This is a genomic window from Xanthomonas sp. WHRI 6108 (assembly GCF_040202385.2).
GTDB lineage: Bacteria > Pseudomonadota > Gammaproteobacteria > Xanthomonadales > Xanthomonadaceae > Xanthomonas > Xanthomonas arboricola.
In genome coordinates this window covers 89,855-101,616 of record NZ_CP168198.1, presented here as the reverse complement: position 1 = coordinate 101,616, position 11,762 = coordinate 89,855, and the positions used below count along the sequence as shown (strand labels likewise).

At 71.5% G+C, this 11,762-nt stretch carries 9 protein-coding genes; 6 read left to right on the top strand and 3 right to left on the bottom strand.

The window, feature by feature from the left end:
• The first annotated feature begins 101 nt into the window (after window positions 1-101).
• The 5 genes from ABQ039_RS00435 (at window position 102) to ABQ039_RS00415 (ending at window position 7,369) form a co-directional block, all read left to right on the top strand.
• On the top strand, window positions 102-1,094 hold the full coding sequence (locus ABQ039_RS00435; protein WP_024940482.1) for a MoxR family ATPase: 993 nt from the start codon (window positions 102-104) through the stop codon (window positions 1,092-1,094).
• A 13-nt stretch (window positions 1,095-1,107) separates the two neighbouring features.
• Window positions 1,108-2,004, top strand: a complete 897-nt coding sequence (locus ABQ039_RS00430; protein WP_349778282.1) for a DUF58 domain-containing protein — start codon at window positions 1,108-1,110, stop codon at window positions 2,002-2,004.
• Between the two features lie 43 nt (window positions 2,005-2,047).
• Entirely contained in the window at window positions 2,048-3,235 is a 1,188-nt protein-coding gene (locus ABQ039_RS00425) for a BatA domain-containing protein (RefSeq protein WP_349778283.1), read from the top strand.
• Window positions 3,232-5,499, top strand: coding sequence for a hypothetical protein (locus ABQ039_RS00420; protein WP_349778284.1), 2,268 nt, complete (start codon window positions 3,232-3,234; stop codon window positions 5,497-5,499). The genes ABQ039_RS00425 and ABQ039_RS00420 overlap by 4 nt, the downstream gene beginning before the upstream one ends.
• A 115-nt stretch (window positions 5,500-5,614) precedes the next feature.
• The gene (locus tag ABQ039_RS00415) at window positions 5,615-7,369 is read left to right on the top strand and encodes a carboxypeptidase regulatory-like domain-containing protein (protein ID WP_349778285.1); all 1,755 of its coding nucleotides are present in this window, start codon (window positions 5,615-5,617) and stop codon (window positions 7,367-7,369) included.
• 121 nt (window positions 7,370-7,490) lie between these two features.
• Here the strand turns inward: ABQ039_RS00415 and ABQ039_RS00410 are convergent, their stop codons facing one another.
• Both ABQ039_RS00410 and ABQ039_RS00405 read right to left on the bottom strand, forming a co-directional pair.
• Window positions 7,491-8,135, bottom strand: coding sequence for a DUF938 domain-containing protein (locus ABQ039_RS00410; RefSeq protein ID WP_349778286.1), 645 nt, complete (start codon window positions 8,133-8,135; stop codon window positions 7,491-7,493).
• A 219-nt stretch (window positions 8,136-8,354) separates the two neighbouring features.
• Window positions 8,355-9,149, bottom strand: coding sequence for an EcsC family protein (locus ABQ039_RS00405; RefSeq protein ID WP_046345239.1), 795 nt, complete (start codon window positions 9,147-9,149; stop codon window positions 8,355-8,357).
• Between the two features lie 173 nt (window positions 9,150-9,322).
• Here ABQ039_RS00405 and ABQ039_RS00400 point away from each other — a divergent pair, with 173 nt between their 5' ends.
• Window positions 9,323-9,796 (top strand): SRPBCC domain-containing protein, encoded by a 474-nt coding sequence (locus ABQ039_RS00400; RefSeq protein WP_184457643.1) that lies wholly within the window; start codon window positions 9,323-9,325, stop codon window positions 9,794-9,796.
• Window positions 9,797-9,914: 118 nt separating this feature from the next.
• On the opposite strand, the gene proP is transcribed toward ABQ039_RS00400, so the two are convergent.
• Window positions 9,915-11,405: a glycine betaine/L-proline transporter ProP gene (gene proP, locus ABQ039_RS00395; protein ID WP_167710124.1), complete on the bottom strand. Its 1,491-nt coding sequence runs from the start codon at window positions 11,403-11,405 to the stop codon at window positions 9,915-9,917.
• Window positions 11,406-11,762 lie beyond the last annotated feature (357 nt).

Below are 11,762 nucleotides of genomic sequence, written 5' to 3'. Positions count from 1 at the left end.
GTCCCGCACGCCTTTGTAGGAGCGCGCTTGCGCGCGATGCCTTAGCGCTAACGCCGCATCGCACGCTCCTACGCCAGCAGTCCCACAACGAGACGGTTCCCATGACTTCCCCCAACGACGACACCCTCACCCGGCAGCTCTCCCAACTCGGCGCGTTGCGTGCGGCCCTGGCGCAGGCGGTGGTGGGCCAGGACGCGGTGGTGGAGCAACTGCTGATCGGCCTGCTCGCCGGCGGCCACTGCCTGCTGGAAGGCGCGCCCGGCCTGGGCAAGACGCTGCTGGTGCGCTCGCTGGGGCAGGCGCTGGAGCTGCAGTTCCGCCGCGTGCAGTTCACCCCGGACCTGATGCCCAGCGACATTCTCGGCACCGAGCTGCTGGAAGAGGATCACGGCACCGGACATCGCCAGTTCCGGTTCCAGCAGGGGCCGATCTTCACCAACCTGCTGCTGGCCGACGAGCTCAATCGCACCCCGCCCAAGACCCAGGCCGCGCTGCTGGAGGCGATGAGCGAGCGCACGGTGAGTTACGCCGGCACCACCTACGCGTTGCCGGCGCCGTTCTTCGTGCTGGCCACGCAGAACCCGATCGAACAGGCCGGCACCTATCCGTTGCCGGAAGCGCAGCTGGACCGCTTTCTGCTGCATGTGCGGGTGGACTATCCCAGCGAGCAGGAAGAGCGCGACATCCTCAGCCAGACCACCGGCACCAGCAGCGCGCAGGTGCCCAGGGTGATGGACGCCGACAGCGTGCTGGCGCTGCAGCAACAGGTGCGGCACGTGCACGTGGGCGCGGATCTGCTGACCTGGATCAATCGCCTGGTACGCGCCAGCCGCCCAGGCCCGCAGGCCAGTGAGGACGTGCGCCAGTGGATCAAATGGGGCGCCGGCCCACGCGCCGGGCAATCGCTGGTGCTGGCGGCCAAGGCGCGTGCGCTGTTGCATGGCCGCCTTGCCGCCACCCGCGAGGATGTCGTCGCGCTGGCCGCGCCGGTGATGCGCCATCGCCTGTTGCTGTCGTTCGCCGCCGAGGCCGAACAACGCAGCGCCGACGATGTGGTCGCCGCGCTGCTGCGCGCCGTGCCGTTCCCGGCGTGAGGCGGGTTGCGGCGTGAGCATGGACGTGCCGGCACTGATTCCCGCCGAGCTGCGCAGCCGCCTGCGCGGCCTGCAGCTGCGTGCGCGGCAGGCGCAGGGCGCGCAGGGGATCGGCCAGCACGCCAGCCGCAGCCGTGGCGCCGGGCTGGAATTCTCGCAATACCGCGCCTACGAACCCGGCGATGCCTTGCGCCAGATCGACTGGAAGCTCTACGCCCGTTCAGACCGGTTCTTCGTGCGCGAGGCCGAGCGCGAAAGCCCGCTGACGCTGTGGGTGTTGCTCGACGCCACCGCCTCCGCCGGCCAGGCCGACCAGGCGCGCCCGCAGGTCACCCGCCTGCAGGCGATGGCGACCCTGGCCGCGTGCGCTGCCGAGGTCGCGCTGCGGCAAGGCGACCAGGTCGGCCTGTTCGCGGTGCATGGCGATGGCCTGGTGGCCGTGCCGGCCGGTGGCGGGCCGCGCCAGCGCGACCGGCTCTGGCTGGCCCTGCACGGGCTGCGCGCCGGTGGCCGCTGGCCGGGCATGGACGCGCTGCGTCCGCTGTGGGAACGCATCGCCGCCCAAACGCTGGTGCTGTCGATCGGCGACGGCTTCGACCAGGACCTGCTCGGCGCGCTGGAAAAACTCGCCGCCGCACGCCGCGAGGTGATGCAGCTGCAGGTGCTGACCTGCGACGAACGCGATTTCCCCTTCAGCGGCGGGCACCGCTTCCGCGACCCGGAAACCGGCGAAGAACTGCTCGGCGACGGCGCCGCGATGCGCGCTGCGTATCTGCAACGCTTCGGCGCTGCCCAGCGCGCGCTGCAGGCGCGCTGGCAGGCGGCCGGCATTGCGCACGCGGTGCATTATCTGGATGCGCCACCGGATGCGGCATTGCGCGAGCTGTTTGCACACGGTGCGCGGCGATGAGCCAGCGCGCCGGCGCCAGCGCCGCAGTTGAGGGAGCGCAGCAGTGAACCTGCTCCTGCTGTTTCCCGCCGGCCTGGCCGCGTTGGCCGCACTGCTGCTGCCGTTGCTGATCCATCTGGCCCGACGCAGCGAACACCGGCCCACCGACTTTGCCGCATTGCGCTGGCTGCGCGCGCAGCCGCGGCCCCGGCACCGGCTGCGTTTCGACGAATGGCCGCTGCTGCTGGTGCGCCTGCTGCTGCTTGCCGCAGTGGCGCTGCTGCTGGCCGAGCCGGCCTTGCGCGACCATCAACAAGCGCGCCCGCGCATCGCGGTCAGCCCCGGCGTGGATCTGGCCGCCGCCCGGGCGCTCGGCCACCCGGCCAACGCGCAGTGGGTATGGCTGGCCCCAGGCTTCCCGCCGATTGCTGCCGATGCGACACACCCACCCGCCACGCCCGCCGGCACCGCGCCGCCGGTCGGCAGCCTGCTGCGCGAACTCGATGCCAGCCTGCCGCCGGAGACCGCGCTGCGCGTGATCGTGCCCAGCCAGTGGGGGCCGCTGGATGCGCAACGCCTGCAGCTGTCGCGCGAGGTGCGCTGGCAGGTGCTGCCCGGCCAGTCGCCGGCGGCCGCCGTGGCGCCCGTCCCACCGTTGCGACTGCAGGCAATCGCCGACACCCCCACCGAGCCGGCTCTGCGCTATCTGCGCGCCGTGCATGCCGCCTGGGCACTGCCCGGCGCATTGCCGGTAAGCACCCCCGACGCTGCCGAGCCGGCACGCTGGCCGGCCGGCACGGTGGTGGCCTGGCTGTCGCAGCGCCCGCCGCCGGCGCCGGTCATCGCCTGGGTCGCGGCCGGCGGGCAACTGCTGCTCGATGCGCAGACGCCGGCCCCGCCCGCACTGGCTGGCCCGCTGCAAGCGCTGCTGCAGGACGCACACGGCGCCGCGCTGATCGATGCCGCAACGGTTGGCCGCGGCCGCCTGCTGCGCTGGGCCGCGCCATTGCAGCCGCAGCGGCTGCCGGCGCTGCTGGATGCCGACTTCCCCACCCGCCTGCACGACGCCCTGCAGTCGACACCCGCACCACAGCGCGCGCTGGCGCAGACCCAGCAGCCGCAGCGCGGCCCCGCCATCCGCCTGGCCAGCGCCCCCTGGCCGCTGGCGCCGTGGCTGATCGGCCTGGTGCTGCTGCTGTTTGCGATCGAACGCTGGCTGGCCACCGCGCCCCGCCGGAGCCGCGCGGCATGAGCACGCCGGCCCTGCACCGCGCTTGGCAGGCCGCGCGGCGGCGGCAGGCCGCAGGCGTGCTGCTGTGCGGGCTGCCGCTGGCCGTGCTGCCGGCGCTGCTGGCGTGGCGTGCCGGTCCGCAGCCGGCGATCCTGCCGTTGCTGCTCCTGGGCGTGCTGGTACTGCTCGGGGTGGCGCTGCTGGCGGCACGCCGGCTGGACCAGACCTGGCTGATCCGCCGGCTGGATCGCGACGCGGATCTGGAAGACAGCAGCGACCTGCTGTTCGCCCCGGCCGGGCAGCTCGGCCCGTTGCAGGCCCTGCAACGCCAGCGCCTGGAACAACGCCTGCGCAGCACCCCGCGTGATCTGCGCCCGGCCTGGCCCTGGCGGTGCGCCTGGGCATGGGGCCTGCCCGGCCTGCTCGCCTGCGCCGCGGTGCTGCTGTGGCCGCACACCGCTCACCGGCCCACCGCAGGCAACGACCGGATCGCCGCCGCACGCGCCGGTACCGGCGCCCCCACCCTGGGTCAGGCGCGGCTGCACAGCACCCCGCCCGCCTACACCGGCCTGCCGCCCGCGCCCCTGCCCGGCCTGGATGCACGCGTGCCGGCCGGCACCCGGCTGCACTGGCAGCTGCAGGTCAACCCGGCCCCGCGCAGCGTGGGGCTGCGGCTCGGCGATGGCCGCCGCATCGCGCTGTCCCGACAAGGCAGCACCGATCGATGGCAGGGCCAGTGGGTCGCCGAGCGCGCCAGCCTGTACCGCATCCTCATCGACGGCGCGCCGGCCGACCGCCAGCTGCACCGCCTCGACGTGCTGCCGGACCGCCCGCCGCAGGTGCGCGTGCTGGCGCCCGAACAGAGCCTGGTGCTGTGGACGCCGTCCCAGACCGGCAATCGAGGCTGGACGCTGCGCTTCGAAGCCAGCGACGACTACGCGGTCGCCGCCAGCGCCGAGCTGCGCCTGACCCTGGCCCAGGGCAGCGGCGAGAACATCACCTTCAAGACCCAGCGCCGCACCCTCCACGGCAGCGGCCCGGCCCGGCTGCGCGGCTTTTCCACCACGCTGCAGCCGCAGGCGCTGGGCATGGCCGCCGGCGACGACCTGATCGCCCAGCTCATCGTGCACGACACCCGCCAGCCCGGCCCGCAGGAAGGCCGCAGCGCCAGCGTGATCCTGCGCTGGCCACCGCCGGAGCAGACCATGGCCGCCGGCCTGGAGGCCAGCGTCAAGCAGACCTTGCCGGCCTACTTCCGCAGCCAGCGCCAGATCATCATCGACGCCGAGGCGCTGCTGAAGGAAAAGCCGCGCCTGGACCCGGCCACCTACCTCAAGCGCGCCGACGCCATCGGCGTGGACCAGCGCCTGCTGCGGCTGCGCTACGGCCAGTTCCTGGGTGAAGAGAGCGAAGGCGCGCCCAAGGGCCCGCCGACCGCCGACGAAGCGCCGACCAGCGACGCCCCGGCCGAGGATCTGCCCACCGCCGACATGCCCACCGCGGATGCGCCGGCAACGCCTGCGGCGCCCGCGCCCGCCCGGGACGAACACGGGCACGATGCGCACGACCACGCCGCCGAGTCCGGCGCTGCCGCGCTGGACGACCACGACCATGGGCATGGCGACGGGGCGCCGGAGCGCGGCGGCTTCGGCCAGGCGCAGGACGTGCTGTCCGAGTTCGGGCACACCCACGACCATGCCGAAGCCGCCACCCTGCTCGACCCGCAGACCCGCGCGCTGCTGCGCGCCGCGCTGGACCAGATGTGGCAGTCCGAGGGCGAGCTGCGCCAGGGCCACCCGGAGCGTGCGTTGCCGTTTGCCAACAAGGCGCTGGGCTTCATCAAGCAGGTGCAGCAGGCCGAACGCATCTACCTGGCGCGGGTCGGCACGCAGTTGCCGCCGATCGACCCCGGCCGCCGCCTGAGTGGTGACCGCGCCGGCCTGGGCGACCGTGCCGCCGGCCTGGACAGCCGCCCGGATCCGGACCCGTCGGCGCTGCAGTTGTGGGACGCCCTCGGCGAGCAGGCCCCGGTACCCGACGCCACCCTGGCCCACTACGCGCAGTGGCTGCAGGCCCAGCAGGAGCGCCTGCAGGATCCGCTGGGCCTGGCCGCGGCGGTGGAAACCCTGCGCGCCGAACCCGATTGCGCCAGCTGCCGCGCCCAGCTGCGCGCCCAGGTCTGGCGCACGCTGGTCGCCCCGCCGGCCCCGCTGCACCGCCGCGCCCCTGCCGACGCGCGCGGCCAGCGCTATCTGGATGCCCTGCGCCAGGAGCCGCAACCATGATGCTGCCACCACCCCGGTTGACCGCACGCGGCAAGTTCCGCCTGCTGCACGCGCGCGCGGCGACCCGGCGCCTGGGGCCACGGCGGGCTGGATGTACGCAAGCGGAGCCGCAGGCATGACGCTTGCGCTGCCCTGGCTGGTCGGCAGTGCCTTGCTGCTGCTGGTGATGCTGAGCTGGTTCCGGCTGCTGCGCGCACATACCCGGCAACCACGCGCGCGGCTGTGGCTGTTGCTCGCCGCCCAACCGCTCCTGGCCGGCCTGCTCTACCCGGTGCTGCTGCCGCCGCCGCGCGCCGGCAGTGCGAGCGAACTGCATGTCGCCACCGCAGGCACCCAGGCAGACCAGGTTCGCCCGACTGCTGCGCCGTGGGTCGCCCTGCCCGAGGCACCCGCCTTGCCCGGCGTGGCACGCGTGCCGGATCTGGCCACCGCGTTGCGGCGCGCGCCCGGCACCACCGCGCTGGTCGTGCATGGCAGCGGCCTGCCGGCGCGCGACCGCGACGGCCTGCGCGTCCCTGTGCGGCTGGCGCTGGCTCCGCTGCCGACCGGGCTGGTCGCCGTCTCCACGCCGCCGCCGGTCGCACCCGGCGAACGCATCGCCATCAGCGCGCGCGTGCAGGGCCTGCCGGGCGCGCGGGTGGAGTTGCTGGACCCGGCCGGGCAGGTGGCCGACACCGCCACCGCCGATGCGGCCGGCCAGGTGCAGCTGCGTGGCCTGGCGCATGCACCGGGGCAGGTGCTGTTCGCGCTGCGCCTGCGCGATGGCGCAGGCGCCGAACGCGGCCGCGTGCAGGTGCCGGTGCTGATCGCCGCGGTGCCGTCCGCACGCGTGCTGTTGCTGGCCGGCGCGCCGCAGCCGGAATTGAAATACCTGCGCCGTTGGGCCAGCGATGCCGGCATGCAGGTGCGCAGCCAGATCGCCGTCGGCCCGGGCGTGCAACTGGGCGAGGGCGCTGCACTGGATGCCGCCAGCCTGGATGCGCTGGACCTGCTGGTCATCGACCAGCGCCGCCTGGTCGCCCTGGGCAACGCGCAGCGCCAGGGCCTGCGCGCCGCGATCGGCCGCGGCCTGGGCGTGCTGGTGCGCACCGACGGCCCCCTGGATGCTGCCGCCCGCGCCGCGCTCGGCGAGCTGGGCCTGGCCGTGACAGGCGGCAGCACCGGCGCAGCGGTCCCCGCGCCGCGCTCGCTGGCATCGCCCGGCGCCAGCGACGCAGCCGCAGCGCCGGCCGACGCCGCGCCACTGCCGCCCCTGCAACGCCGCACCCTGCAGCCGCAACAGGCCGATGCCGTGATCGCCGCACGCGCAGACGACGGCAGCGCGTTGGGCTGGTGGCGGCCGCAAGGCCGCGGCCGCATCGGCATCGGCCTGATCGAAGACAGTTTTGCCCTGGTCCTGGCCGGCCGCAGCGACCTGCATGCCGCGCTGTGGGCGCAGCTGGTGAGCGCTGTCGCCCGCGCAGGCGGCAGCGCGCCGGCTGCGGTGCAGACTGGCTGGTCGCAGCACCGCATGACGCTGTGCGGTGTCGCCGCGGACGCGGCCGTCATCGGCCCTACGGGCGCATCTCAAGCGCTGCTGATCGATCCCACCAGCGGCGCGCGGGCCTGCGCCGCCTACTGGCCCACCACCGCGGGCTGGCATCGTCTGCAGACCGGCACCGAACAGCGCTGGCTCTATGTCCGCGCGCCCGGCGATGCCCCCGCGCTGCACACCCAGCAGATCCGCGACGCCACCGTTGCAATGGCCGCCGTCGACGCGCCCGCAAGCGTCGGCGCGCCAACGGCACAGCCCGGCGCCCGCTGGCCCTGGCTGCTGGCCTGGCTCACGCTGGCCGCAGCACTGTGGTGGCTGGAACGACGCCGGCGCTGACTGCGGCAGTGCACGGCCACATCAGCGCAGGCCCGCGTGCGGCGCGCTTTCCAGGGCCTTTGCACTCCACTGCACTGGAAAACAGCAGTGCTGCAATATCAACAATCTCTCGGCGACACTTTCAACGCGACTGACGCGACCACACCCGGCAACAATTGTTCGCCGGCAACGCCACATCGTCGATCAACTGCAAGCCCACCGACGCCGCCAGTGCATCCACCGCTTCGGCATCGCGAATGCCCGATGCGGGATCGCGTTCGCGCAGCATCGCATCGAACGCGCGATTGCTCTGGCTGGTGAATTGGCCACCGCGGTTGAACGGCCCATACACCACCAGCAGCGCATCCGGCGCCATCACCGCCGGCAACCCCGCAAACAACGCTTGCACCTGCGGCCAGCCCATGATGTGCAAGGTATTGGCGCTGTAGACCGCATCGTAGCCGGCAGGCTCGCCCGCCTGCGCAGGCGGCAATGGCGGCGTGGGCGCCAGGCCCGGTGTCGGCGTCAGCACCGCCTGCAATGCAATCGGTGGCGGCGTATTCGGCAGTGCCGCCTCGTCCAGCCACTGCGTCATGCCCGGCAGATGGTCGGCATGATCGCTGGCCTGCCAGCGCAACCACGGCATCGCCGCGGCAAAATGCACCGCGTGCTGCCCGTTCCCGGCGCCGATTTCCAGCACATTGCGGCGGTCGGCAAAGTGCCGTTGCAACACCTCCAGGATCGGGTCGCGGTTGCGCGCGGAGGCTGGCGAAAAGGGTTTGGTCATGGAAGACATCCAGGAAGAGCGAACCCGATTGTCGCGCGCGGCGGCGGCGTTGCGCAGTGCGCACGAGGGCATCGATGCGGCGCCGCGCCCGCATGCGCATGCGCGTGCGCGTGCGCGTGCATCAACGCAGGCCCGCAAATTCCGTGGATGCTTGCAGGTTGCCTGGATGGCGCTTGCAGCCTGCCTGCCGCAGATGCGCGGCACCGCCGGGCGTTAGGTTCAACGCGCCGCCGGCAATGCGTCGTACGCACGTCGCACCGCGTCCTCGCCATAGCGCCGCTCCAGCCGGCGCACGATGAAGTGCCCGCGCGCCATCGCCTGGAAGTGGCGCATGAACACAGTATTGAGGGTTGCGCCGCTCACCGCACCGACCAGCGGCACTGCCTGCACGGCGAGTTTTTCGCCGACATTGACCGAGAACTTGGCCGCAACGCGCGACACCAGCGACACCAGCACCGGCGCGCCCTTGCTGGCAAACCCGTGTGCGGCAACGTATTGCGCCGCAGCGCTGAGTTGCTGCGCCATCGCCGCGCGTACCGCGAAGTAGCCCGATTCGGCGCCATCGTCGCCGACACTGCGCCCGCCATGCGCCAGCACTTCCAGGCAGGCCAGCGCGGTGTCCGGATCCTGCAGCGATTCGCCTTCGGAACGGGCGATATCGGCGATGGAGCGCAACATCACCGTAGTGGTCACCGGCAGCTCCACCAACAGCCCGGGCAGGCCGAAGAATCCGCCGGCACCACCGGCGACAGCCACCGCCATGGTGTGGCGTGCGGTGGACGCAGGCTGCTGCAGATCGGTCTTGCCGCGCAGGCTCAGTAATGCCGATTTCATCGCCACCTGCAGCGCGCGGCGGGTCACGCCGTCGATGCTGCGGGTGACCAGCTTCGGCAGCCGTCGGGTGATCAGGCTCTCGATCGGCGCGCCCATTGCATTGGCCAGTCGGGCAGCCACGCCGGGGTTTTCCAACAGCGCGTGCGCGGTGGCCAGATCGCGTTGCGCGGCAACGTCCATCACCGGGATCGGAAGCGTCGTCATGCCTGCTCTTCGTCGTTGGGGGCTTGCGGCGATGGTACCCAGCGCCATGTGAGCGCCGGACGAGCGAACTCGGCAAGCGAAAAACACCATCCTGCAAATGGCTGGCAAAATGCGCGATCATCGGGGTTCAAGCAGCCAATGCCGATCACATGAATCGTGAGATCCGCCACAGCATCGTCATTGCGGCCGCGCCGGAAGTGGTCTGCGCCGCTTTGTCAGAGCCCATGCAGCTGGCGCGCTGGTGGACACGCGAGGTGAGCCTGGTCGAGAACCGGGTGCGGCTGGACTGGAGCCGGCAGGGCTGGCGGGTGGAGCTGAGCATCGACGACGGCGCCGACTACCGCCTGGTGCGCTGGCGCTGCCACGCCTCCAACATGCTCGACACCGACGCCTGGAAGGGCACGGTGATGCGCTTTGACCTGCATTCCACCAGCCAGGGCACGCAGGTGGAGTTCGAACACTCCGGCTATCGCGACTCGCCCTGCAAAGAGGCCTGCGCACGCGGCTGGCGCTTCTTTCTGGGCAGCAGTCTCAAGCGCTATGTGGAAACCGGCGAAGGCATGCCGTCGGCCGATATGCGCAGCCCTGAGCTGCCCGACAGCGGCGGTCGCCTACCGCGCTAGCGGCGGCGACTGCAGGGATCCATTGGCATCGCGGCGTGCACGCTCGCCCGCCCCTGTGTGAATCCAACCGGCCTTGTGTGCCCGCGTTGGCACACAAGGCCGATCGCGCCGGGTCCGCTTACGCCGTATGCGGCTGGCCCATGGCAGGCGCCGTGCTGCCAGGCAGCTGCGCATCCACCGTCACCGGGCTGTCGCTGCGCAGCAATGCGCGCGCCTCGGCATCGGTGGCCACCGCCGGCGGCGAGCCGCGCAGCGGCAGGCCGGCGGTTTCGCGCACGAACAGCATGGTCACCAAGCCGATCGCCGCCGCGCCCATCAGGTAGTACGCCGGCACCAGCGGGTCGCCGCTGCGCTCCACCAGCCAGGCGGTCACCAGCGGCGTGGTGCCGCCGAACAACGACACCGACACGTTGAAGGCGATCGACAACGCGCTGTAGCGCACCGGGGTGTAGAACAGCGCCGGCAGCGTGGACGGCATCGAACTGGTGAAGCACACCAGCGCCAGGCCGAGCAGCATCAGCCCGGCGAAGATCAAGCCGTCGTGGCCGCTGCCGATCAGCAGCAGGCAGGGGATGGCCAGCGCGAACAATGCGATGCAGGCGCCGATGATCATCGGCCGGCGGCCCAGCCTGTCGCTGAACAGGCCGCCGACGATGTTGAGCGGCATCATCACCAGCATCACCAGAATGATCAGCAACAGGCCCTTGCTCTCGGCATAGCCCATGGTGACGCTGAGATAGCTGGGCATGTAGGTCAGCAGCATGTAGTCGGTGACGTTGAACACCAGCACCAGCCCCACGCACTTGAGCAACTGCGGCCAGTGCAGGCGCAGCATCGTCAGCAGGCCCTGCGCGGCGGTTTCGCGCTCGCGCTGTTCCGATTGTTCGGTATAGGCGCGAAATGCCGGGGTTTCTTCCAGCTTCATACGCATGTACAGGCCCAGCAGCCCCAACGGGCCGGCAATCAGGAACGGCACGCGCCAGCCCCAGTCGAGCATCTGCGCCTGGGTTACGGTCATGTGCAACACCGTCACCGTGGCGGCGCCGGCGATGTAGCCACCCAGGGTGCCGAATTCCAGCCAGCTACCCATCAAACCACGATTGCGGTCGGTGGCGTATTCGGCAATGAAGGTCGCCGCGCCGCCGTATTCGCCACCGGTGGAAAACCCCTGCAACAGCCGCGCCAGCAACAGCAGCGCCGGCGCCCACAGGCCGATCTTGGCGTAGGACGGAATCAGCCCGATGCTGAAGGTGCCCAGGGCCATCAGGATCATGGTCGCGGCCAATACCTTCTGCCGCCCGTAGCGGTCACCGAGCGGGCCGAACACCAGCCCGCCGATCGGCCGCACCAGGAAGGCGACAGTGAAGGTGGCAAAGGTGGCGATCAACTGCGCGGTGGGATTGCTCGCCGGGAAGAACACCTGCCCCAACGTCACCGCCAGATAGCCGTACACGCCGAAGTCGAACCACTCCATCGCATTGCCCAGCGCGGCGGCGCCTACTGCCTTGCGCAGCATGCTGCGGTCCACCACGGTGACTTCGTCCAGTTGCAGTTGGCGGCGGCGCTTGAACCAACCGAAGTGCGAGGCAATCGCGCGCGTGTCGTGCATGTGTTGTGTCTCCATGTGCGGCCATCGCTGCCCGCTCGCCCTGGCAACGCACAGGACACGGCGCATCACGCAGGCATGGCAATGGCACATGCACAAGATGACGCCGGAGGCATTCCCGGACGGCCGCGTGGACTCAGCGACGCTGCGGGACAGACGACCAAGGGATGGGCAATGCCCAAGGGCTTGATCAGCCCGTTATGGTACTACAGCGCGCAGATCGCTGCAGCCGCGCGACGGCAGCAGCGCAGGAAACTGCTTGTTTCAAGGCAATTGGCGTATTTGGCGCGTACCTTGCGCCCTCGGTGCACTGCACATGTCCTGCCTTAGTGCACGCCATCGATCTGGCGCCGTGCATGC